The following is a 23441-nucleotide window of genomic DNA, read 5'->3' as shown; positions in this document are numbered from 1 at the left end:
GGGGTCCCCCGCTCACGGACGTCCTCAATTTTCTTTGGCCGCCCCCGGCGCAGCCGTCGACTGCTCCGAGCGCCGGACGGTGTTGTGAAGGCGCTCGACCCTTCGTAGGGTGTCGCTGAGCGCGCGCTTACCGAGGGAGCTGAGCTGTGCAACGTGGCATCTACGACGCCGACCACGAGGCGTTCCGGCGTTCGGTCCGGGCCTTCCTCGAGCGCACCGTCCTGCCCGATGTGCAGCAGCACGCAGCCGATCGGCAGATCCCGCGCAGCGTCTGGCTCGAGGCCGGCAAACACGGTTTCCTCGGCCTGGCCATCCCCGAGGTGTACGGCGGCTCGCAGGCTCCCGACGGCCGGTTCATCGCAGTCATGGCCGAAGAACTGGCCAAGGTCAACGCGGCCCTGGTCTCGGCCTGGGCCATCCATTCCGACATCACGGCACCGTATTTCGTGCAGCTGGGCACCGAGGAGCAGAAGCAGCGCTGGCTGCCGGGCATCGCCTCCGGTGAGACCTGGCTGGCGATCGGGATGACCGAGGCCTCAGGCGGCTCCGACCTGGCCGCGCTACGGACCACCGCGGTCCGCGAGAACGGAAAATGGCTGATCAACGGCTCGAAAACGTTCATCACCAACGGCTACTCGGCCGACCTGGTGCTGACCGCGGTACGAACCGCGCCGGAGAAGAAGGCCCGCGGCATCACCCTGTTCGCCATCCCGGCCGAGGCCGAGGGCTTCAGCCGGGGCCGCAAGCTGGACAAGGTCGGCCAGGACGAGGCGGACACCGCCGAACTGTTCTTCGAGAACGTCCGGCTGGGCGACGAGCACGTGATCGGGGAGGTGGACAACGGCTTCATCCACATGATGCAGATGCTCCCCCGCGAGCGCCTCGGCTCGGCGATCAGCAACGTGGCCCACGCCAAGCAGATCCTCCTGGAAACGATCGAGTACACCAAGCAGCGCAAGGCTTTCGGTGCGCCGGTCGGATCGTTCCAGCACAACAAGTTCCTCCTGGCCGAACTGGTCACCCGGATCGAGGTGGCCGAGGCCTTCGTCGACAAATGCATCGAGGCGCACGCGGCCGGTCAGCTCAGCGCGGTCGATGCGGCAAAGGCCAAGTGGTTCACCAGCGAGACCCAGAACCAGGTGCTGGACCGCTGCGTCCAACTGCACGGCGGCTACGGCTTCATGAACGAGTACCGCGTGGCCCGGGCCTGGCGGGACGCACGGGTGACACCGATCTGGGCCGGCTCGAACGAGATCATGAAGGAACTCATCGGCCGCGACCTCGGTCTCTAGCGCCGAGGACGATGCTGTCCGGCAAGCGGTTCAGGGCGCGATGACGGTGTCGCGGTCTCCGGCCAGCAGTTCCTGGGGGATCTGGCCGAAGACGTAGCTCGGTGACCCGTTGTTCGGGATCAGGGTGAAGGTCCAGACCACGTCGAAGCGGTCGTCCGGCCAGGTCGCGGGGATGTCCGCGGGGTTGATGGTGGGCAGGGCGCGGGCGATGTCGGGGATGTGGTGGTGCTCCCAGCAGATCAGGATCACGCCGCTGCCGTGCTGCACCACGTGGTCGGCCAGTTCTGCCTCCAGTCCCTCGGCGAACTTCGAGGTGATCGGGACCTCGGTCCGAGCGCTGATTCCCTGGATCGTCTGGTACGTGCGGTGTTTGGCGGTCTTGTGGTAACCGCCGTAGGTGGGTGAGATCAGGTCGGTGGGTCGTTCCAGGCGGGCCGGGGGCAGGCTGGGTGGTGGGTCGAACAGCACGGTGAGGGCTCCGGAGCGTTGCCAGCCCCTGGGTAGGAGCGAGTGCTCGCATGCGATGCCTTCGTAGTCCACGCCATGGGGTGGCTTCGTGGAGTCCTCGGGTTTCTCGGCGTGGCGGATGATGTAGATGACTTCCGGGGGCGCTGAGTGAGGCTGGTGCATCGGGAGCTCCGAGACGTTGTCGGCGGGATACGCGGACGCTAAGCGGTTACCTGCGGGTCGGGGCGCAACCGATCATTTGATCGGACCTTGGCCTGCACAGCCGGAGCACAGTTTCAGGCATAAGTCCGGGCAAAGGGGCAGATTCGCCCAGCGTTAACCCTGGCACGACCTGATGTTGGTCAAGCCGTGCGTCGGCGCCAGCAAGATCGGCGCAATGCCAGCGTCACCCACCTTGAACCGCCGCGCCCTCCTGCGGGCCGCCCTTGCGACCTCCGCCGGTATCGCCGCGGGCCCGGCTCTGCTTTCCCGGCCTGCCTCGGCGGCGCCGCTCACCGCCCCGACCGTGACCGCCCCGATCGTCTCGGCCGCGAATCGGGCTGTTGCGCAGGCGTTCGTCGACTCCTACAAGACCAACACCACGGCGAACCTGACCGCCGAGACCAATGCTGCTGTGCGCATCCTGGCCGGGATGGAGCAGCTGTGGCGCACCGGCGACGCCTGGAACACCGGCACCGTGCGGTCGTCCTCCGTGCTGCGCGCCAACATGCGTCACATGGTCCAGATCACCCGGACCCGGACCAAGGCCGACGCGGCCCGGGCCTTCGTTGCTGACCGGCAGCACCAGAGCTACGCCACGATCGTCGGCCTCGGCCCGCTGGCGGCTCACTACCGTGCGGGCGCGCTGGCGGTCACCGGGATCACCGAGGCTCCGACCGGTACGCCCGCCACCAAGATCGAGGACGCGATTCCGGCCGGGGCAGCGCCGGGTTCGGCTCTGGGCGCGGGCTCGGCTGACTCCGAGCTCGGGCAGGTGGTGAACCTGGTCGGCCGGCTGCGGGGAAACTTCTCCTCCGGAAACCCCGGCAAGTTCGCCTACCTGTACCCGCGGCCGTGGCGGATGACGCTGGACAACAAGGTCGTCGACACCGGCAAGACCGACGAACTCGGCTACCCCGTCTACAAGTCCGACGTCAAGGTCATCGCGCAGCTGCTGCGTCAGCGCAGCACCACCCCGGCGGAGGACGGTGGCTACCCCAGCGGCCACACCAACGCCTTCTACTTGAGCGCCCTGGCCTACGCCTACGCGGTGCCCGAGCGCTTCCAGGAGCTGTTCACCGCGGCCGTCGACCTGGCCGACACCCGCGTGGTCTCCGGCATGCACTCGCCCCTGGACGTGATCGGTGGCCGCATCCTGGCAACCGCTCTGGCCGCGGCCATCCTCAACGACCCGGACAACGCCGAGCTCAAGACCGCCGCGCGCCAGCAGGCTCACGACTTCTTCACGGCCCGCGTGGGTGACGACCTGGCCCAGTTCGCGCACTCCGGCAACCGCAAGAACGACGACTACGCCGACTACACGGCCAACCGCCGCCTGGTCGAGGAGAAGCTGACCTACGACCTGCCGGCCAAGCGTTCGTCGGCGTCCATGGTTGTGCCCAAGGGCGCGGAGGTGCTGCTGGAGACCCGGCTGCCGTACCTGAGCGCTGACCAGCGACGTGAGGTGCTGCGCACGACCGCTCTGGAGGCCGGGCACCCGCTGCTGGACGGACCGGAGAACTGGGGCCGGCTGAACCTGTTCGCGGCGGCCGACGGTTACGGTTCCTTCGACCGCGACGTCAAGGTGAGCATGGACGCGTCCATCGGTGGGTTCGCGAGCAGTGACACCTGGCGCAACGACATCGACGGCCGCGGCGGCCTGACCAAGTCCGGTAGCGGGTCGCTCACGCTGGCCGGCAGCAACACCTACCAGGGCGGGACCACGCTGGCCGCGGGCACTCTGGTGGTGGCCAAGGCCAAGTCGCTCGGCCGGGGTGACGTGAGCGTCGGCGGGGGTACCCTGCAGCTCGACAGCTCGGTGCGGGTTGACGGCGAATACCGCCAGACTGCTGGCGTTCTCAAGGTCGACGGGTCCACGAAGGTTGCGGTGGACGACGATGTGGTGCTGAGCGGCAAGAGCGAGCTTCACATCGGCGGCAAGGCCGGCGACATCGTCCTGATCTCGGCGCGCCGGGTTCGCGGGACGTTCACGACCGTGCGCGTTTCCAACGGTCTGCGGGCCGACGTGGACTACTCGCGGACGACGATCAAGGTGCGCCTGCGCCGGCGCTGATCGAAACGGTCGGGGCTGCACAGAACCCGGCCCCGACCGTTCCGGCCCGTCAAAACCGTTGAGCCCTTTAGACTCAGCCCATGGGCCGTCGCCGAGTTCGCCGTCTGACGGTTGCCTCTGACCGGTATCTCTGGTCGGTCTCCCCCAACGACACCGCCCCCGCGGTTCACCTGCGCAAAGAGGGCTCGCGGGGCGAACTGGTAGTGACCTTCGAGCTCGGCCCGGGCCGCTTCGGGCCCGATGGCCTCCTGCCCTCGGGCATGCTCATGCGCACGGACGGGCAGGTGCTGAACCTGAACGAACCCGGCGTGGTCCGGGCCCTGCTGGACCAGGCGCTGGCCGGTGGATGGGCCGCCGACGATCCGACCCGCACGACGCTCGACGGCTGGGACTTCTTCGACGCCGCGAGCATCCGTCCGTAGCGCTGGCAAGGGGTGCCTGCATGTCAATGTACTGGCATCCTGGCCTGCTTCTTCGTCATGCGCCCGGTCCCTAGCGTTGAGGGCAGTCAACGGAAAGGACCAGGCTCATGCGGTTCCAGGTCAGCAAGACCAGCAAGGCAGCCCAGCTCGCCGGTGGTGTGGCCGCCCTTTCGGCCCTCGCCCTGATCGCGGTCAATGCGCAGGCCGACGACGCGCAGGCCCGGCCGAAGAACGACACCTCGCACAAAAGCGCCGTGGAGCAACGGGTCCGGGCCGAGCTGAACGAGTACTTGGAGACGTCCGGCGAGACCGAGCACGCAACGGCGGCTTCAGTGCGGATCACCTACCCGGGCCGTCAGGCCGATGTTGCCGTGACAGCCGGTGAGGCCCGGAACAACTCGCTGTGGCAGATCGGCAGCAACACCAAGGCGATGACGTCGATGGTGCTGCTGCAGCTGGAGGCCGAGGGCAAGCTCTCGATCGACGACAGCCTGGGCCGGTGGCTGCCGCAGTACGCGCAGTGGAAGGACGTCACGATCCGGCAGCTGCTCGGGATGACCAGCGGCATTCCTGGGTACACGGAGTCGCCCGAGTTCATCGCCACGCTGCGCGAGGACCCGGAGCGCACCGCCACCGCCGAGGAGCTCATCGCCTTCGTGGAAGATGCCGAGGTCGGGGCCAACACCTACGCCTACTCCAACACCAACTACCTGCTCGCCCAGCTGGTGGTCGAGGAGGTCACCGGGGACAGCTACTTCGACCAGGTACACCGCCGGATCCTCAAGCCGCTCGGGATGAAGACCAGCTGCTTCGCCCCGGAGACCTGCTCGCCGAAGGTCGCGACCAAGATTCCCGACGGTTACAGCATGCAGTCCTGGCTGCCCGAGCTGGAAGGCCAGGCCGTGCCCAAGCTGGCGCTGAGCTGGGGGCAGGGCGCGGGCGGTCTGGTCTCCTCGCTGGAGGACATGACGACCTGGCAGCGTGCGCTCTACACCGGGTGGAAGCTGCCGGAAAAGCAGCAGACCGAGCTGAAGTCGCTGACCTCGGTGGTCACCAGCCGGCCGGTCACCGAGCTGAGTGCCGAGGACCCGGTGGGCTTCGGTCTGGGCGTGGCACAGAAGTACAGCGAGGTCTCCGGGCAGACCTGGGCCTACGAGGGCGCGACATTCGGTTACCGGGTGCTGCACATGTACGTCCCGGAGACCGGGGTGCTGCTGGCGGTGGCGGTGAACAGCTCAGTCGACACGAGTACGCTGCCTGAGCTCGCAGACCAGATCTACCAGGCCGTGAACGCCTGATCACGCTCGAGGCCGGTCCTCCGGCGGCAGGCCGTTCCGCACGCTTCAAGCAGGTGACCATGATCCGCCAGGACCTCGCGCTCCTGCTGTCGAACGCGCTGACCGGCCTGCGGGTGCTACTGATCGTGGCCGCCCGTGACCGTAATGCCGTGGTGCAGAACGTCATCGCTCGGCAGCATCGCAACGACAGCCGGGCGCTCGGTCCGGGAGATCCGGCCGGCCTGAGAACGCCGGTCACCGTCAGCACGACCTGGCTGATCGCCCAGGCCGTACTCGGGCCGGGCCTGCTGGCGCTGAGTCTCCTGCTGTGGGGCGGCGCGCTCGGCACCGTGGCCATTCCGCTCTGGTGGAACTTCGCCTCCGAAACCCCGTTGCCCGGCCTGCGCGTCGAGGTCGGCAGTACCCGGAACTCCTTCGTGCTGGCCGGTCTGGGCCTGGTGTTCGTGGTCATCGCGGCCGCCTGCAGTCACGGGCTGCCGCGCTGGCACGCCCGGGTCAACGAAATGCTCAGCAGCGCAGGACGAAGTGCCCGGCTGGAACGGCGGGTGGCGGCGCTGACCCAGTCGCGCTCCGGTGCACTGGAGGCGCAGGCCACCGAACTGCGCCGGATCGAAAGGGATTTGCATGACGGCGCGCAGGCTCGTCTGGTCGCTCTGACCATGACTCTGGGCGTGCTCGACCGGAGGCTCCGGGATGCTCCGGCGAGCACTCGTCAATTGCTGGGCAGTGCCCGGGGCGAGGTCGAGGAGGCGCTGCGGGAACTACGGGAACTGGTCCGCAACGTCTATCCGCCGATCCTGGCCGACCGCGGGCTGGCCGGCGGTCTCGAATCCCTCGCCGAACAGGTCACTTACGACTTACAAATGGACGTTGTGGTCCAGCAGCGCCTTCCGGTTCCCTTGGAGTCGACGGTCTATTTCGTGGTGGCCGAAGCCTTGACCAACATCAGTCGGCACAGCAACGCCGCTCACGCCTCGGTCGAGGTGCGCAGCGACGGCCAGCAGGTCACCATCAAGGTCGTCGACGACGGGCGCGGCGGAGCCGACGAGACTCAGGGGTCAGGTCTGACCGGGTTACGCCGCAGAGTAGCAGCTTTCGACGGAACCATGACCCTCAGCAGCCCGCCGGGTGGCCCGACCCACTTGTCCGTGGAGATACCGTGCGCGTAGTCATCGCCGAAGACCTGCTTCTGCTCCGGGAAGGCCTGAAACTGGTGCTGGCCGAGCTGGACTGCGAGGTCACGGCCGCCGTCGGTGACCCGGACGCGCTGCTGCAGGAGCTGGAACGCGAGCGCCCGGACCTGGCCATCGTCGACATCCGTCTGCCCCCGACCTTCCGTGACGAGGGTCTGCGGGCCGCGTTGGAGGCCCGGCGTCGTTGGCCCGGTCTGCCCGTGCTGATTCTGTCGCAGTACATCGAGCAGGCGTATGTGCGGGAACTGCTTGAGGACGCCGGTGGCGGCATTGGTTATTTGCTCAAGGACCGGGTGGGAGACGTGGAGCAGTTCCTGGCTGCCCTTCGTACGGTCGCGGCCGGTGGCACGGTGCTCGATCCGGAGGTGATGCGTGGTGTCCTGGCCAGGGCCGATGCGCTGAACTCCGATGCCCTGAACGATCTCACGCCCCGCGAGCGCGAGGCCCTGGAGCTGATGGCTCGTGGCCGGTCCAACGCTGCGATCGCCGCGGAGATGGTGGTGACCGAGCGGGCGGTGAGCAAGTACATCAACCGGATCTTCGGCAAGCTCGGCCTGGATCCCTCGGACGACACCCACCGCCGGGTCGAGGCGGTGCTGCGGTACCTGGGCAGCCGGTCCTGACGAATCTGCTCACCTGCGGGGCATGGGTGCACTACGTTCGCGAGCATGCTGATCTATTCGATGGGTGTGTCGGTCGACGGCTTCGTGAAGGACCGCCAGGGCAACTTCGCCTGGTTGCCGGTGACCGACGACCGCTTCCGCTACAGCCTGGAACAAGTCAGCGAGCTCGGCTGCTACCTGCTCGGGCGCCGGCTGTACGAGGACATGCTGGTCTGGGAGAACGACCCGGCGATGCGGACAGATGCGGACCGGACCGCGTTCGCCGAGGTCTGGAGCGCTCTGCCGAAAGTCGTTTTCAGCCGTACCCTCACCAGCGTGCAGGGCAACGCCCGGCTGGCTCAGGGCACGGTGGCCGAGGAGGTAGCGGCTGCGCTGGGCGCGAGCGACCAGAAGGTCTCGATCGGCGGCCCGGACCTGGCCGGTCAGGCGATCGAGCTCGGCCTGGTCGAAGAGTTCCACATCGTGCGGTACCCGCTGCTGGTCGGCGGGGGTACACCCTACCTGCCGGCGGTCGCCAAGAACGTGCCGCTGCGGCTGGCCGAGACCAGAACGTTCGAGCAGGGCGTGGTTTACGAGTTCTACCAGCGGGCCTGAACCCCACCCGAAGGTGGGACGCGCTGCTCAGGCGCGCACAGCGTCCTTAGTTCTGAAAGGCTCCGGCACCGGAAAGCCGGGCCGGAGCCTTTCAGCACGAGATCAGACGCTCTTCAGCCGGGGAACGACCTTCTCGACCATGCCGGTGGCCCACGGAATCGGGTCCACGTAGGCCGGCGGCGTGAAGTTGACCAGGTCGATGCCCAGTGCCTTGTACCGCTCGACGTCGGTCAGGAAGGCGTCCGGGTCTTCCACCGGGTTGCTCCGGTAGAGCATCGTCTTCTCGATAGCGTCGTAGTCGGTGCCCAGTCGCTCGCAGTGCCCGCGCAGCACTTCGAGCTTGTGGCGCACGGTCCCCAGTGCCTCGTCCCCCGGTCCCCCGAAAAGGTTGCAGGCCTGGGCGTACTCGGCGACCATCCGCAGGGTCTTCTGTTCTCCCCCGCCACCGATCATCACCGGCACGCTGCCGCGCACCGCGGGAGGCAGGTTGATCGTCTCTTCCAGCTGGTAGTGCTTGCCGTGGAAGGCGCCGTCGTTGTCCGACCACATCTGCCGGCAGATCTGCAGCGTCTCCTCCAGGCGCTCGAACCGCTCGGCGGTGGGCGGGAACGGCACTCCCAGGCCGGCGTGCTCGCGGTCGTACCAGGCGGCCCCGATGCCGAGCATCGCGCGGCCCTTGGAGAGCACGTCGAGGGTGGTGACGGTCTTGGCCAGCAGGCCCGGGTGGCGGTAGGTGACGCCGGTGACCAGCAGGCTCAGGCGCACGTTCTGGGTGACGCCGGCCAGGAAGCCCAGCGAGGTGTAGCCCTCGAGCATCGGCTCGAACGGGCCTCCGGCGTGCAGCATCTGGAACCAGTGGTCCATCACCGTCAGCAGGTTCACCCCGCCCTGGTCGGCGATCTGGGCGGTTTCCTGGAACCGGTCGGCCAGCGTCGTCTCCCACTCGGGGTGGGTGAACGTGAAGTAGTGAATCCCGAGATCCATGACTTGCCTTCCCTCACTTGCGGACGGGGGCGCTGCCGGTACCAGGCCCGATCAGATGTGCACGGACGAGCCTCCACTCTAGAACCCGAAGCGGAGGCTCGTCCGTTTTTTCCAACCGCGCCCTACGGCGAATTCATTCCGGATCGTCGGCCAGAAGATCCAGCAGCGTCCGGACCGTGACCGGCTTCGGGTCCGGGGGCGCCCACCCCCTCACCTCGTCCGGTCAGTTGAGTGGACGGTTGCGCTCGCCAGGATTCTCGTTGGGGGCCAGATCGCACATGGCGCTCACCTCGATCTTGGTCAGATCGATTTCTTCCGGCATGTAGTCCTCGCCGGCCAGCATGCGCGCCGTCGACATCCCCGCTGTACAGGCATTTCCGTCCGGGGTCCCCCCAGTCTCGGTGAAGCCACCGATCAAGGTCCCGGAGGAATCCCGGTAGAGCGCCGAGTACCCGCGAAACACCGAGCTCCTGCAGTTCGTGTTCTCCACTGCCAGCGGAATCTCCACCTGACTGGACACCGAACTCTGAGCGGCCCCCGGGTCGGCAATTGACACCTTCACAGGTGCGAGGCCGTTTGTTGTATCAGCTCGGTCCAGCCACTGTGTGACGCTTGCAAGCACCGAGACCTCGAAGGTCCGGGCACCCAGCGAAGGAGCCAGCACGGTCCCGACCCGCACCTGTTCGCCAGGATTCATCACCGGAACCTCGACCGTCTTGAAAATGCCGTCCGGTTCGGCGAGGTTCGATGCGCCGGACTTGTTCAGAGAGTCGAAGACGACCCGCGTACGGTAGGCGACACGGTCACTGGTGTTTTCGAGCACCGCTCCTGCCGACACGATCGAGTAGCTCGGGTCGTACTCCTTCTTCCGGACCTCCGAGAACCCTTCTTCGACGACCTTGATTTCTGGGGACGGCTCGCCCGAGTTCTCCGTCTCCGGGATCGAGAGAGCCTCACAGGCAACTGCTTCCGGTTCCTCGCGCGACGAGCAGCCCGCCAGGGTGCCGGTCAGCAGCACCGCGCTCAGCCCTGCCGTCCAGGCGTTAACCTTCATTATCAGCCATCACTTTCCAGGTCAGTCGGGCCAGCCGTCGTAGTGCTTGTTCTTCAACGCGGCCACGGCATCGGCATGATCACGGATCAACGCACCGGCAGCCTGGCCGACCCCGGCCAGGAACTCTGCTTCATCCAGCTGGCGAAGGGTGCCGGGCTCAACGGTGGCCCGCCACTGCAGCATCCCTGTGGTCTGCAGAGCCACGCGCCCGTCGGCCGAAGAGCCCGCAGCCACGATCTCGTCCCGCTCTTGGGCAAACGCAATGTCCCGTGGAGATATCGGTCGTGCCGCTCCCGCTGACGCCTGACCGGTGACATCCGCGAAGATACGCCGGTACTCCCGGGTGCGGGCAACCCAGAGCAAGCCGGCCAATGTGGTGAGCCGCCATTCCAGATCGGCATCACGGGATCGGGTATACAGACCCTCCTGGATACGCGCGGTCACCTGGCTGCTGCCCAGCAGTTCCGCGGACATCCCCTGGTCGGGCATCGTCACCGAAACCCGCATACTGGCGAGCCGATCTGCCAGTTCGCCCATCAGTACGCCTTACCCATGCCGTTGTACTCGTGCGTGATGCTGGAGCTTGTCTTGTCGGCCAGCAGGGGACGGGCCGAGACGAAGCGGGACTGATTCGCCGGATCGGTCATCACCGCAATGTTGGCGTTCACCGCGGCCTCGATCGCTGCTTCGGCCGTGATGATCTCTCCCCGCAACGCTTCCGCAGCCGAGCGAACCTGGGTCTCGATCTCCTTGAGGGAACCGCCAAGGACGATCTCCTGGGATCCCACGCTGTGCTTGATCTCCTTCTTCTCGCCCGGGAGCGAACTGGCGATGGACAGCGCCTCACCGACAAAGGTGAGAGCCAGTGCGCCAGCCCCGCTGGCCGGAGTCGCCACGACCGAGACGATCGAAGCCGCCACCGTCAGGTTCAGTGCAACCTGCTCTGGTGAGCATTCACCCGCAGCGTCAACCGCGTGCTGCGCCTTCTCGACCAGGTCGACGATGTTGGCGCGAACGTTCTTCCAGATGGTGGCTTCAGCTTCCACAGCGCCGTGCAGAGCCAGCACCATCGCCGACTGGTTCGCGGTGATCGTCGGCCATGGGGAGAGGAAGTTGTCCTGGAAGCTCTGGGACGCGTACCCACTCCAGTCCTCCACCAGGCTCCGGACATCGGCCATGCCGGCCAGGCCGGTACCGCCCAGGACCAGGTTCCCATCATCGGTCTTGCTCGACTGGCCGGTGTTGATAACACCCGCCACACTTGCGATCTCTCGCATAGCATCTCGAAAGTCAGCGGGATCAGGCAACGCGACGAACGGTGTGAAGATGTCGGCGACGCCGGAGAAGGACTCGTGCACCCGGTCGATCTCCTGGTCGATCAGAGGTACGAGGTTCGGGTTCTCGCCTGGGCTCTCGTAGCGACCGGTCTGGCTGTTCTTGGTGATGTTGCCCGCCTTCAGGTAGGCCTCGACCATCGACTCCTCAAGCCTGATCGACTTCTCCCGAAGCTGCCCGTACCGCTGCAGCAGCAATCCCTGCTCGTCTGCGGCGCTCACGACAGGCCCTCGTGAGCCCGCTGTTCGGCGTAGTTCTCGCGCTCTTTCTCGTACTTGATCCGCGCTGCCTCGTCGGTCTCGCTGTACCGGTCGGCCGCCAGGATCAGAGCATGGCCGGTGTCCTCGAGGTTGTTCGCGGTCGAGACGAAGATGTCAGCGAGAATCTGGCGCATCTCCTCCAACGGACCGGCCACCGGACCGCTCAGCCCGACCGCTCCCTCGGCCGCCATGTACGCACGGGACGTCATGGAACGCGCCGGCGCAACGGCCAGATCATCATGCCGCAGCAGAACCGTGTGCATCTGGGGGACCGCCTGAAGCGCCCTACCCATGTCCCGGTACTGACCGGAGATCGGGATCAGCTTCTCGTTCCCGGCCCTCCACAGGCCGTAGATGCTGACCCCAAGATCCTCGCCTTTCCGAGCCACCGCATTCCTCTCAACGACGAATGCTGAGCCTATTCAGGCGCAATACCGACACGCAAAGTAACATCAAACGCAGAGCTGCTCTTTCACCACGAACCTATCCCCAGGCCGGAATGTCCGTGCATGAGACAGAGGACTTTCGGGCAACCGCAGTCAGGCAGGGCCGCCCCGGCGACCCGGGTACGAAAGCCTCACCGACGTCTCACATTTACACCGCGATCCGGGACCCGATCACCACGGTGCGGTCGCTGGGCAGCCGGAAGTAGTCGGCCGCGTCGGCGGTGATCCCGGAGGTGGCAACGAACAGCTTCTTGCGCCACATCGGCAGGCACTTGGAGTCGCCGACCTGAAGGTCGATGGTGGACAGGAAGTACGAGGCGTCCTTCAGCGAGTCCGGCATCTCCGGCGCGTTCCCGCACAGCCGGGCCAGTGCGCTGGGTACATCGGGTTCATCCATGTAGCCGAAGTAGGCCGTGACGTGGGTGATGCCGTCGTCCGCGTAGCCGAGCTCGTCCAGAACCACCTGTTCGGCGGGTGGGACGTAGGGCACCGGGCAGGTCTCGATCGAGAGGATCACCGCGTGCTCGTGCAGCACGTGGTTGTGCTCGACGTTGGCCCGCATCGCCAGCGGGGTGGTCTCCTTGCCGCGGTTCAGGAACACCGCCGTGCCCGGCACCCGGACCACCACCGGCTCACGGTGGTGCAGGCTGTCCACGAACTCCCGCAGCGAGCCCTCCTCCTGCTCGCGGCGGGCGGTGACCACGGCCCTGCCGCGCTGCCAGGTGGTCATCACAGTGAACACGGTGATGCCGATCAGCAGGGGCAGCCAGGCGCCGTGCACCAGCTTGGTCAGGTTGGCCGAGAGGAACAGCAGGTCCACCGTCAGGAACAGCCCGCCCAGGCCGTAGACCAGCCAGGCCGGCTTCTTCCAGCGGTGCCGGGCCAGGTAGAAGAACAGCAGGGTGGTGATGGTGATGGTGCCGGTGACCGCCATCCCGAAGGCGTAGGCCAGCTTGTGCGAGCTCTGGAAGGCGAACACCAGGGTCAGCACCGAGCACATCAGCACCCAGTTGACCCAGGGCACGTAGATCTGGCCGATCGCCTGGGCCGAGGTGTGGGTGATCCGCAGCCGGGGCAGGTAGCCGAGCTGGATGGCCTGGTGGGCCACCGAGAAGGCGCCGGTGATCACCGCCTGGGAGGCGATCACGGTGGCCAGGGTGGCCAGCAGCACCAGCGGCAGCCGGGCCCACTCGGGCACCAGCAGGAAGAACGGGCTGCTCAGGTTGGCCACCGGGTCCTGGATCACCAGGGCGCCCTGGCCCATGTAGCTGAGCAGGCAGGCCGGGAAGACCAGGATCAGCCAGGCCCGGGCGATCGCCGCATGGCCGAAGTGCCCCAGGTCGGCGTACAGCGCCTCGGCCCCGGTGATCGCCAGCACCACCGCCGCCATCGAGAAGAACGCGATGCCCGGGTGGCCGAACAGGAAGCCGAGCGCGTAGGTGGGCGACAGCGCCTTCAGGACCTCGGGGTTCTGGGTGATGCCGTGCACACCGGCCACGCCGATGGTGGTGAACCAGATGATCATCACCGGCCCGAACAGCCCGCCCACCCGGGCCGTGCCGAACTTCTGGCCCAGAAACAGCAGCACGATGACCACCGCCGTGATCGGCACGGTGAGGCTGCCCAGCGAGGGGTTGACCACCTCCAGGCCCTCGACCGCGGACAGCACCGAGATGGCCGGGGTGATCATGCTGTCGCCGAAGAACAGCGAGGCGCCGAAGATGCCCAGCCCGGCCAGGACTGCCTTGGTGCGCAGGCTGCCGGGTACCGCGCGGCGGCGGATCAGGGTGATCAGCGACAGGATGCCGCCTTCGCCGTCGTTGTCGGCCCGCAGCACGAACGAGACGTACTCCAGCGTGACGATCAGGGTCACCGACCAGATCATCAGCGAGATCACGCCCAGGACGTTGTCCGGGGTGGCCGGGACCGGGTGCGGGTCCTCGGGGTTGAAGATCGTCTGCACGGTGTAGATCGGGCTTGTCCCGATATCACCGAAAACCACCCCGAGGGCGCCGATGGTCAGCGCCAGCCGGCCCAGCGACGGGCCGTGGGCGGAACTGGCCGTACCTCTGGCCGGGCCCGGTGAAGGGTCCGGGGCGGGGCTCTGCGGTGCGGCGGGGGCATGGCTGGACACGACCAGCGACTTTGAGGCCAAAAGCGTGAAGCCGCAACCTTTTGACAAAATCTTGACAGGGCCGGACGCGGTTCGCTGATTACTGAGAGTTCTTGCCCAAGCGCGGTGCAGCCGCGGATCTGGCCTACGACAGCTCGCGGGTTTCAGCCGACGCGTTGGCAACCAGCGCGGCCGGGCCGCCGTCGATGCGGTGGCTGAAGACGGCCTCGACTGCGCGTAGTCCCTGGGTCAGGGCCCGCAGATCCTCCAGCGAGAGGTTGGCCAGGATGTCCTCGGAGAATTCGGGACGTGCGCCCACCAGTTTGCGGACCACCTCCCGGCCCTGCGGGGTGGCGTGGATCCGGCGCACCCGGCTGTCGGTGGCATCCACGTCACGGCGGGCGGTGTCCTGCGCCACCAGCCGGTCGAGCATGTTCGACATCGAGGCCATCGAGACCCCGAACGTCTCGGCCAGGCCGCGCACGGTGACCCCGTCGGGCAGGGTGACCAGCACGGTGAGGACCTTCAGCTGCTGGAAGGTGAGGTCGGAGGCGAGCAGGTCACGCACGGCCCCGGGCAGGCGGGAGGTCTGCATCGTCTCGACCAGGTCGCCCAGGATCTGCACCAGCTCTGCCCGTTCCGCCTCCACGGCGGCCAGTATGCCGGACCGCTGGCCCGCGGGGGCCTGGAGGGCAGCGAGATACTTAGCCTGATGCTAAGTTGTTTGCCGACGGCATCGAGGCAACGACGCATCGTTGGACGATGTGGCGCGTGCTGCCTGTCTTCGTCCGGCGGGCGCCGGGATTGAGGACGGCCAGTGGCAACGAGCACCGAAACCTTCGAGAACCTGTCCGCGGACATCGATATCGAGGCGCTGCGGGCGAAGTACCGCCACGAGCGCGACCGGCGGATCAGACCCGAAGGACTCGGGCAGTACAGATCGGCCGCCGGCGAGTTCGGCTACTACGCCAAGGACCCGTACACCCCGTTCACCGAGCGCGAGCCCCGCCAGGACCGGGTGGACGCCCTGGTGATCGGCGCCGGCTTCGGCGGGCTGCTGACCGCGGCCCGGTTGCGCGAGGCCGGGCTGGAGCGGATCCGGCTGGTCGACGAGGCCGGTGACGTGGGCGGCACCTGGTACTGGAACCGCTACCCCGGAATCCACTGCGACATCGAGGGTTCGGTCTACCTGCCGCTGCTGGAGGAGCTCGGCCGGATGCCGAGCATGCGCTACGCGCCGGGCGAGGAGATCCGCCAGCACGCGATCGCGATCGCCGAGCACTACGGCCTGTACCCGGACGCGCTATTCCAGACCCGGGTGAGCCAGCTGGAATGGCTGGACGCAGAGAACGAGTGGCAGGTCGAGACCGACCGCGGCGACCGGATCCGGGCGCAGTACGTGGTGGTCTCGCAGGGCACGCTGACCCAGCCGAAGCTGCCCGGCATTCCGGGGATCGAGACCTTCCGCGGGCACACTTTTCACACCAGCCGCTGGGACTACGCCTACACCGGCGGGAGCGCCGACGGTGGCCTGGCAGGCCTGCGGGACAAGCGGGTCGCGGTAGTCGGCACGGGAGCGACCGGCGTGCAGGTGATTCCGCACGTGGGTCAGGATGCAGCTCATCTGTATGTGTTCCAGCGAACCCCATCAGCGGTGGACGTGCGGGGTAACCGGCCGCTCGACCCTCAGTGGGTGCAGGGGCAGGAGCCCGGATGGCAGCGCCGGCGGATGGACAACTTCCTGGCCGCGATCACCGGTGAGCCGGTGGAGGAAGACCTGATCGGGGACGGGTGGACGTCCAGTTCCCGGCTGCAGCGGACGTATCTGTCCGGCGTGGTGGATCAGAGTGTGTCCGAGGCCGAGCGTGAGCTCACCGACGAGTTGCTCGACGCGCACAAGATGAACCAGATCCGGGCCCGGGTGGACGAGGTGGTCGCCGATCCGCAGACCGCCGAACTGCTGAAGCCCTGGTACCGGTACATGTGCAAGCGGCCCTGTTTCAGCGACTACTACCTGCAGACCTTCAACCGGCCGAACGTCACCCTGGTCGACACCGCCGACACCGGGGGCATCACCCGGATGACCGAGACCGGCGTGGTGGTGGGCGAGACCGAGTACCCGGTGGACTGCCTCATTTTCGCCACCGGTTTCGACGTGGGCATGTCCGGGATCGTCACCGGGGCCCTGCCGGTGCTCGGCCGTAACGGTGTGAACCTGCTGCAGACCTGGCGAGGCGGCCCGCAGACCCTGCACGGCTTCTACAGCCCGGGTTTCCCCAACCTGTTCCACCTCGGCTCGATGCAGAACGCCAACTCGGTCAACTTCGCGCACATCCTGGGCGAGCAGGCCGAGCACATCGCCGCGGTGGTGGCCCGGGCCCAGGAGAAGGGCGCGGTGGTGGAGCCCAGCGCGCAGGACGCCCAGCAGTGGGTGCGCACGATCGCCGAGGTCTCGGCCGACACCACCAAGTTCCAGAGCGAGTGCACCCCGGGCTATTACAACGGTGAGGGGCGTACTCGCAAGATCCTGACCTTCTCCCCCGGGCCGGTGAAGTTCCACGACCTGCTGCGCCGGTGGCGTTCCGAGCAGATCGACGACGTGCTGACCCCCGTTAAGGAGACCCGATGAAGCACCGCATTCTGGCCGCTGTGGCGGCGACCGGTCTGGTCCTGACCGTCGGTGGAGCCGGATCCGCCGCCGCTGCACCCGCCGGGCGTGACGTCACGGCCAAGAAGCTGCTCAAGGTGAGCGATGTGCACCCGCAGACCGGGATGACCCTGCTGGAGGGCCCGGTGTTCACCGAGGACGGCTCGCTGCTGGTGGTGGACGTCACCGCCCCGGCCGGGCAGCCCAAGGTGATCCGCATCGACACCGCCACCCGCAAGGCCAGTCCCTTCTTCACCGACCAGGCCGGCGCCTACACCTCGGCCCAGGTCAGCCCGCACGACGGCCGCATCTACCTCACCGACTTCGTCTCCGGTGCGATCGTCAGCATCGCGGCCGACGGCACCGATCCGCAGACCTTCTTCACCGGTGACGTGGACGGCTCGGCGATGAAGCCCGACGACCTGGCCTTCGACGAGCAGGGCAACCTCTACATCAGCGACACCACCGGCCACGACGATCCGGGCGGGCAGGACCGCGGCCGGGTGGTACGCATCGACCGGGACGGCCAGTCGGCAACGGTGGTGGCCGGTGGGCTGCCCGCACCGAACGGCATTTCGTTCGACGAGGACTTCGGCGGGCTGTGGGTGAGCCAGTACACGGCCAACCGGATCGACTACATCGGACTCGCCGAGGACGGCACCACGGTCACCAGCCAGCACCCGGCGATGTACGTGAACGCCGGGCGGGCTCAGGTCGACTCCAACGCGGTGGACGCCGCGGGCAATGTGTACCAGATGTTCCACAACCAGGCCCGGGTCATGGTGTTCAGCCCGGAAGGCGACCACCTGGCCACGGTCGAGGCTCCGGTCCCGGACGACGGCAAGTATTCCGCGACGAACCTGGCCATCCGCCCGGGCAAGAAGGATGCCTACCTGACCGTCAGCGGGCCTTCGGGTGGATTCGTCTACCGTTTCGAGGCCCTGGCCCAGGGCATCCGGCAGTCCAACGGCGGCTGATCCTTCCCTACTGGCGGGTCACGTCTGTGGCCCGAAAACAGTTCCTGCTCCGGCCGACTCGGCTTTCCGAAGTGAGCCGGCCGGAGCAGGAACGCGTCTAAGCTGATCAGGGTGAGGATTCGCGGCCGACGACGCTGGGGGCAGCTCCGCCGAGCCGAGCGGGTGGATCTCTTCACCCGGGTTCTGCTGCAGAGCAACCTGTGGGCCGGGACCCTGCTGTGGTTCTCGTTCGGATTCATCGAAGCCTCCAACGCCGGACTGGCGGTACCGGCCCACGTGAGCCTGGCCTCGCTGGGCGGCTGCCTGTTCCTGACCGCCGTGTGCAGTTCGACGATGCGGGCCATGACCGCGTTGGCGCCGTCCTCTGCCCAGCGTCGGCCCTTTCCCAGACGCCGGATCGTGGCGCTGGCCATCGGCAACGTCGTCTTCTTCGGGCTCTTCGGCCTCACCGCCGATCCCCTGGTCCGGGCGAATGTCGCCCTTCTCGTCGTCCAGAACCTGTCTTTCGCGCTGAGCGGCCTGCCCGGCCGGCTCATCGTCGTGGGCCTGCTGGCCGGCTCGGCGCTCTTCTGCACGGTGAACGCTGGCCCGTGGTTCTCGCTCTTCAACGGACTCCTGAACTGCAGTGGAGCCATCATCACCGTCCGGGCGGCGACGTGGCTGAACCGCACAGTCGCCGAACTCGACGCCAACCGCCACACCCAGGCCAGCCTCGCGGTGGCCGAGGAACGTCTGCGCTTCTCCCAGGACGTGCACGACGTCCTGGGCCGGTACCTGTCCACCATCGCCGTGCAGGCCGAACTCGCCACCGCCCTGGCCAACCGCGGCGACGACGAGGGCGCCGGGGCCCAGATGCTGAGGGTCCGCCAGAGCGCCCTGAACGCCATGGCCGAGGCCGACGAACTCGCTCGCGGCTACCACCCGACCAGCCTCCCCCAGGAACTCGAGAGCGCCCGCACCCTCCTGAGCTCAGCCGGGATCGAGACCACCCTGGACATCGGCGACATCCCGCAGCCATGGCAGGAGGCAGCCGCCTGGGTCGTGCGCGAGAGCGTGACCAATGTGCTGCGCCACTCCAAGGCCGGCTGGGTGCGCATCACCTACCACAACGGCGAGCTGCGGATCCTGAACGACGGCATCAAACCCACGGCCCGGCCGGGGAACGGTTCCGGTCTGCTGGGTCTGCGCGAGCGCCTGGAGCCGATGGGAGGACGGGTGGAGGCGGGACGGGACGGTCCGTACTGGGTGGTGGTGGCTCGGCTGCCCGCAACCGGCCCCCTCCGGGCGGCCGCTCCCACCGAGCCCGCCAGAGGCGTCCTCTAATCAAGCAGACCGAGGCGAGACCGGTTCTCCAGCAGCCACATCGCCACTCCGTCGGCGCTGTTGCCCCGGATCACCGCCGAGGCGGCCGCCAGCACCGCGGGCGCCGCATTGGCCACGGCCAGGCTCTCGTCGGCGGAGGCGAACATGCTCAGGTCGTTGTGGTTGTCCCCGAAGCAGATCAGGTGCTCGTGCGGGACCGTGTCCGCCAGCCGGGCGATCCCGGCCGCCTTGGTGGCCCCGACGCCGGTGATCTCCAGCCACACCTGTTCCGGATGGTAGGTGTCCGGCTGGGCATTGAAGGTGCATTCTGCGTGCAGGTTTTCGGTGATCAGGGGGATGAGTCCGGTGATCTGCTCGGCGGTTCCCATCACCGTCGCCACGAAGGCATCGGCGCCGAACAGGTCCGAGGCCTCGGCCACCAGGGCAACCCGAGGATCATCGGTACGCTCGCGGAAATACTGCGCGGCTTCGGGGTTCTGGTCGTGCTCGACCGCGCTCACCCGGTCATGACCGTGCTCGACGTGAAAGATGATCGGCGTCAACCGGAACTGGGCTGCCTGCCGCATCACGACCTCGGTCACGCCGGGTTCCAGCAGGACGCCGTCGGTGAGTTCCCCGGTGCGTGGATCGGTCAGGAAGGCGCCGTTGTAGACCACCGCGGGCAGGGTGAACGGCAGATCGCGCAGCAGGGGCAAGGCGGTCTGCGGAGACCGGGCCGTGGCGAACGTGAACTGCAAACCCTGCGCGAGCAACCCAGCCACCACGTCTGCAGTTCGCTCCGACATCCGACCGTCCGGCGCCAGCAGGGTGCCGTCCAGATCGGTGACCAGCAACGGACGCAGGGCGGCGGTTGAGGATCCCATGCTCACTGTCGTGATTGTACGGTTGGGTTCATGCCTGATTCCCTGGTCCCGCAGTGGCAGTTGCGAGCGCAGTTCGCCCTGCGGCTGGCCGCGATGTACGGCACCGAGGTGCCCGCCTACACCACGCTGGTGGAGGTTTCGCGGGCGGTCAACGAGGACGTCGCGGCGGCCCGTGGGGATCAGGCTCGGCGGCTGGGCAGCATCGAGCGGGTCTCGGCGGAGCGGCACGGGGCGATCCGGGTGGGTTCGCGGCGGGAGCTGGCCCAGGTGGCGCGGGTGTTCGCGGCGTTCGGGATGCATCCGGTCGGTTTCTACGATCTGCGGGACGCCTCGAAGAGTTCGGTGCCGGTGGTCTCCACCGCGTTCCGCCCGGTCGAGGCCGGGGAGCTGGCCCGTAACCCGTTCCGGGTGTTCACCTCGATGCTGGTCACCGAGGACCGGCGGTTCTTCGATGCCGAAACCCAGGGCCGGCTGGAGCAGTTCATCGCCGCGCGGCGGCTGTTCGGGCCTCGGTTGCTGGAGCTGGCCGACCGGGCCGCTGATCTGGGTGAGCTGTCCGCAGCCGAGGCGGCCGAGCTGCTCGAGCTGGCCACGGGGGCGTTCGCTTTGTCGGCCGAGCCGGTCGATCAGGACTGGTATCAGCATCTGGAACGCATCTCGTCGGTGGCGGCGGACATCGGCGGGGTGGCGTCCACCCACATCAACCACCTGACGCCGCGGGTGCTGGACATCGACGACCTGTACCGCCGGATGCAGGCGCACGGCATCACGATGATCGACGAGATCCAGGGCCCGCCCGCCTGGGACGGTCCGGACGTGCTGCTGCGCCAGACCTCGTTCAAGGCCCTGGCCGAGGACCGGGTGTTCCGCCGAGCCGACGGCACGATCCAACGGGGCCAGCTGAAGGTGCGTTTCGGGGAGGTGGAGCAGCGGGGGATCGCGCTGACCGTGGCCGGGCGGGAGCTGTACGACCGGATGGTGGCGCAGGTGGACGAGGTGCGAGGTGATCGGGTGCGGACGGAGGTGGCGCGGCAGGTGTGGCAGGAGCACTTGCCGAACACCGAACTGGAACTGGCGGCGCAGGATCTGGGGTTCTTCACCTTCCGGCCGGGCCCGGCCCGGCCGCGGTCGGAGAGCGTGCCCGAGTTGATCCGGCAGGGGGCGCTGATCCCGGAGCCGATCGTCTACGAGGACTTCCTGCCCCGGTCCGCGGCCGGGATCTTCCAGTCCAACCTCACCGACGACGGTACCCGAGACGACGAACAGGCCGGGGCCGAGTACGACCTGCAGCGGCTGTCCGAGGTGATCGGCCGGGAGATCCACGACCCGAACGACCTGTACGCCCGCGAGCGCAACGCCTCGCTGGCCCAGGCTCTGCAGCGTCTTTAACCGCGGAGGTAGGCCAGGACGGCGGAGACGCGGCGGTCGGTGGCCGGGGCGAAGTCCAGTTTGGCGAAGATGCCGCCCACGTGCTTGCGGACCGCGGCCTCGCTGACCACCAGGGCCTGGGCGATCGAGGCGTTGGTCCGGCCCTCGGCCATCAGTGCCAGGACTTCGCGCTCGCGGTCGGTGAGTGAGGCCAGTGGGCCGTCGTCGCGGCGGCGGCCGAGCATGTGCACCACTACCTCGGGGTCGATCACGGTCTCGCCGGCGGCCACCCTGTCCAGCGCGGCGATGAACTCGCGGACGTGGCCCACCCTGTCCTTGAGCAGGTAGCCCACGCCCGCAGCGCCGGCGGTGGCCTCGAGCAGTTCCGGTACGTAGGCCTCGGCGACGTACGCTGAGAGCACCATGATCGCGATGTCCGGGTGCTCGGCGCGGATCCGGGCGGCGGCACGCAGGCCCTCGTCGGTATGGGTGGGTGGCATCCGGATGTCGGTGATGATCAGGTCGGGGCGGTGGCGGGCGGTGTAGGCCAGCAGGGCCTCGGCGTTCTCGACCGCGGCGAGAACCTCGTGGCCGCAGCGCTCCAGAATGCCGGTCAGTCCTTCGCGCAGCAGCGCAGCATCTTCGGCCAGGACGATCCTCACAGCGGGCACTCCATCCGTACTTCCGTCGGGCCGCCCGGTGGGCTGGTCACGTTCAGCGTTCCGCCGAGGGCGTCCAGGCGGACCACCAGGCCGGCCAGCCCGGTGCCGGGGCCGGAGGCGGTGGCCTCGCCCACGCCGTCGTCCTCCACCGTCAGCACGAAGGTCGATCCCTGGCGCCAGGCGTGCACCCCGGCCCGGCGGGCCTGCGAGTGTTTGGCCACGTTGGTCAGCGCCTCGCTCACCACGAAGTAGGCCGCGTACTCGACCGGCGCGGGCAGCCGTTCCTGCAGCCGGACGTCTACCGTGGCCGGAACCGGTGAACGGTCGGCGATTTCGTTGACTGCCGCGGTCAGCCCGTGGTCCACCAGCACCCGGGGATGGATGCCGCGGATGGTGCCGCGCAGGTCGGCCAGGGCCTGCTCGGCCTGCCGGTGCGCGTCCTGCACCGCGAGCAGCCCGGGCCCGTCCGGTACGTCCAGCTCAGCCCGGCCCAGCGTCATCGTGAGCGCGACCAGACGCTGCTGGACGCCGTCGTGCAGGTCTCGCTCGATCCGGCGCCGTTCGGTCTCGAAGGCGTCCACCAGATCCACCCGCGAGCGCCGCAACTGCGCCACAGTGGCCGCCAGATCGCCTTCCCGGGAGTCGAGCAACGCCCTGGCGAGCAACGACTGCCCGGCCACCACCAGCGTCATCAGGTACAAGGCGGCCACCCCGACCAGCAGGCCCAGCAAGCTCGCCAGCAGCGCCTCGGCGCCGGAAGAGACCTGCCAGTTGCCGACATTCATCGTGTCGCAGTGGACGATCAGCGGCGCGAACAGCAGCACCCCCGGCACGAGCAGGCTCAGCACCAGCAGCAGGAGGTCGAGGAGCCAGAGCCCGGTGGCCAGGAGCAGCACGTAGGCGATCTCGAACCAGGCCACCGGCATCCGGCGCCGGGCCCGCAGCCGGATGCGCAGCCCGATCGCATCGGCCGGGCGCTGCTGGACCAGCCGCAGCCGGGCGCGTTCCAGCACCGCGATCAGGGCCACCAGGATCCCGCCGAACAGCAGCGACAAGGGCAGCAGGAGGAACGCGGCCAGCCCGGTCACCACCGTGCTGGCCAGGTACGCCAGCGAGCGCAACGGCCAGGACGAGAACAGGAAACGCAGGGGGTGGCCGCGCAGTGCCGACCACGCGTCCGTCATGGGCCTGACAATACGGGGATCAACGGACGATTGGGGTAGCGTCGGCGCTACCCCAGACTCGCG

Annotated in this window: 22 protein-coding genes; 11 read left to right on the top strand and 11 right to left on the bottom strand. The window is 67.9% G+C overall.

Annotated elements, in window-relative coordinates:
• Positions 1–146 precede the first annotated feature (146 nt).
• Positions 147–1292 carry an acyl-CoA dehydrogenase family protein gene (locus tag LR394_RS13305; RefSeq protein WP_231441534.1) on the top strand — a complete coding sequence of 382 codons (1146 nt, stop codon included), beginning with the start codon at positions 147–149 and terminating at the stop codon, positions 1290–1292.
• 30 nt (positions 1293–1322) lie between these two features.
• Here the strand turns inward: LR394_RS13305 and LR394_RS13300 are convergent, their stop codons facing one another.
• The gene (locus LR394_RS13300; RefSeq protein ID WP_231441532.1) at positions 1323–1922 is read right to left on the bottom strand and encodes a hypothetical protein; all 600 of its coding nucleotides are present in this window, start codon (positions 1920–1922) and stop codon (positions 1323–1325) included.
• 214 nt (positions 1923–2136) lie between these two features.
• Between LR394_RS13300 and LR394_RS13295 the strand changes: the two genes are divergently transcribed.
• The 6 genes from LR394_RS13295 (at position 2137) to LR394_RS13270 (ending at position 8162) form a co-directional block, all read left to right on the top strand.
• Positions 2137–4032, top strand: coding sequence for a phosphatase PAP2 family protein (locus tag LR394_RS13295; RefSeq protein WP_231441530.1), 1896 nt, complete (start codon positions 2137–2139; stop codon positions 4030–4032).
• Between the two features lie 80 nt (positions 4033–4112).
• Positions 4113–4454: a hypothetical protein gene (locus tag LR394_RS13290; protein ID WP_231441528.1), complete on the top strand. Its 342-nt coding sequence runs from the start codon at positions 4113–4115 to the stop codon at positions 4452–4454.
• A 107-nt stretch (positions 4455–4561) separates the two neighbouring features.
• The gene (locus LR394_RS13285) at positions 4562–5752 is read left to right on the top strand and encodes a serine hydrolase domain-containing protein (protein WP_231441526.1); all 1191 of its coding nucleotides are present in this window, start codon (positions 4562–4564) and stop codon (positions 5750–5752) included.
• A gap of 59 nt (positions 5753–5811) precedes the next feature.
• Entirely contained in the window at positions 5812–6921 is a 1110-nt protein-coding gene (locus LR394_RS13280) for a sensor histidine kinase (RefSeq protein ID WP_231441524.1), read from the top strand.
• Positions 6912–7568 carry a response regulator gene (locus LR394_RS13275; protein ID WP_231441522.1) on the top strand — a complete coding sequence of 219 codons (657 nt, stop codon included), beginning with the start codon at positions 6912–6914 and terminating at the stop codon, positions 7566–7568. The genes LR394_RS13280 and LR394_RS13275 overlap by 10 nt, the downstream gene beginning before the upstream one ends.
• 45 nt (positions 7569–7613) lie before the next feature.
• Positions 7614–8162 (top strand): dihydrofolate reductase family protein, encoded by a 549-nt coding sequence (locus tag LR394_RS13270; RefSeq protein ID WP_231441521.1) that lies wholly within the window; start codon positions 7614–7616, stop codon positions 8160–8162.
• A gap of 102 nt (positions 8163–8264) precedes the next feature.
• On the opposite strand, the gene LR394_RS13265 is transcribed toward LR394_RS13270, so the two are convergent.
• From LR394_RS13265 to LR394_RS13235, 7 genes are all read right to left on the bottom strand, one after another.
• Positions 8265–9146 carry an LLM class F420-dependent oxidoreductase gene (locus tag LR394_RS13265; protein WP_231441519.1) on the bottom strand — a complete coding sequence of 294 codons (882 nt, stop codon included), beginning with the start codon at positions 9144–9146 and terminating at the stop codon, positions 8265–8267.
• Between the two features lie 223 nt (positions 9147–9369).
• On the bottom strand, positions 9370–10200 hold the full coding sequence (locus LR394_RS13260; RefSeq protein ID WP_231441517.1) for a hypothetical protein: 831 nt from the start codon (positions 10198–10200) through the stop codon (positions 9370–9372).
• A gap of 21 nt (positions 10201–10221) precedes the next feature.
• The gene (locus LR394_RS13255) at positions 10222–10737 is read right to left on the bottom strand and encodes a hypothetical protein (RefSeq protein ID WP_231441515.1); all 516 of its coding nucleotides are present in this window, start codon (positions 10735–10737) and stop codon (positions 10222–10224) included.
• Positions 10737–11756: a hypothetical protein gene (locus tag LR394_RS13250; RefSeq protein ID WP_231441513.1), complete on the bottom strand. Its 1020-nt coding sequence runs from the start codon at positions 11754–11756 to the stop codon at positions 10737–10739. The genes LR394_RS13255 and LR394_RS13250 overlap by 1 nt, the downstream gene beginning before the upstream one ends.
• Complete coding sequence (locus LR394_RS13245; RefSeq protein WP_231441511.1) at positions 11753–12184, bottom strand: hypothetical protein; 432 nt, start codon at positions 12182–12184, stop codon at positions 11753–11755. The genes LR394_RS13250 and LR394_RS13245 overlap by 4 nt, the downstream gene beginning before the upstream one ends.
• Before the next feature lie 205 nt (positions 12185–12389).
• Positions 12390–14375, bottom strand: a complete 1986-nt coding sequence (locus LR394_RS13240; RefSeq protein ID WP_231441509.1) for a potassium transporter Kup — start codon at positions 14373–14375, stop codon at positions 12390–12392.
• A 124-nt stretch (positions 14376–14499) separates the two neighbouring features.
• Entirely contained in the window at positions 14500–15003 is a 504-nt protein-coding gene (locus LR394_RS13235; RefSeq protein ID WP_231441508.1) for a MarR family winged helix-turn-helix transcriptional regulator, read from the bottom strand.
• Between the two features lie 168 nt (positions 15004–15171).
• Here LR394_RS13235 and LR394_RS13230 point away from each other — a divergent pair, with 168 nt between their 5' ends.
• From LR394_RS13230 to LR394_RS13220, 3 genes are all read left to right on the top strand, one after another.
• Complete coding sequence (locus tag LR394_RS13230; RefSeq protein ID WP_231441506.1) at positions 15172–16983, top strand: flavin-containing monooxygenase; 1812 nt, start codon at positions 15172–15174, stop codon at positions 16981–16983.
• A complete protein-coding gene (locus tag LR394_RS13225) occupies positions 16980–17978 on the top strand; it encodes an SMP-30/gluconolactonase/LRE family protein (RefSeq protein ID WP_231441504.1) in 999 nt (332 codons plus the stop codon). The genes LR394_RS13230 and LR394_RS13225 overlap by 4 nt, the downstream gene beginning before the upstream one ends.
• Before the next feature lie 111 nt (positions 17979–18089).
• Positions 18090–19301 carry a sensor histidine kinase gene (locus LR394_RS13220; protein ID WP_231441502.1) on the top strand — a complete coding sequence of 404 codons (1212 nt, stop codon included), beginning with the start codon at positions 18090–18092 and terminating at the stop codon, positions 19299–19301.
• Here LR394_RS13220 and LR394_RS13215 read toward each other — a convergent pair.
• Positions 19298–20164, bottom strand: a complete 867-nt coding sequence (locus LR394_RS13215) for an HAD-IIB family hydrolase (RefSeq protein WP_231442026.1) — start codon at positions 20162–20164, stop codon at positions 19298–19300. The two genes, LR394_RS13220 and LR394_RS13215, sit on opposite strands and share 4 nt — an antisense overlap.
• Positions 20165–20194: 30 nt before the next feature.
• Here LR394_RS13215 and hglS point away from each other — a divergent pair, with 30 nt between their 5' ends.
• Positions 20195–21553: a 2-oxoadipate dioxygenase/decarboxylase gene (hglS, locus tag LR394_RS13210; protein ID WP_231441500.1), complete on the top strand. Its 1359-nt coding sequence runs from the start codon at positions 20195–20197 to the stop codon at positions 21551–21553.
• Here the strand turns inward: hglS and LR394_RS13205 are convergent.
• Positions 21550–22203, bottom strand: a complete 654-nt coding sequence (locus LR394_RS13205) for a response regulator (RefSeq protein WP_407937043.1) — start codon at positions 22201–22203, stop codon at positions 21550–21552. The two genes, hglS and LR394_RS13205, sit on opposite strands and share 4 nt — an antisense overlap.
• The gene (locus LR394_RS13200) at positions 22191–23378 is read right to left on the bottom strand and encodes a sensor histidine kinase (RefSeq protein ID WP_231441495.1); all 1188 of its coding nucleotides are present in this window, start codon (positions 23376–23378) and stop codon (positions 22191–22193) included. Before LR394_RS13200 ends, LR394_RS13205 begins: the two co-directional genes overlap by 13 nt.
• Positions 23379–23441: the final 63 nt, after the last annotated feature.

Source organism: Kineosporia babensis, from assembly GCF_021129305.1.
Lineage (GTDB): Bacteria > Actinomycetota > Actinomycetes > Actinomycetales > Kineosporiaceae > Kineosporia > Kineosporia babensis.
This window is presented reverse-complemented; position numbering and strand designations above follow the sequence as displayed.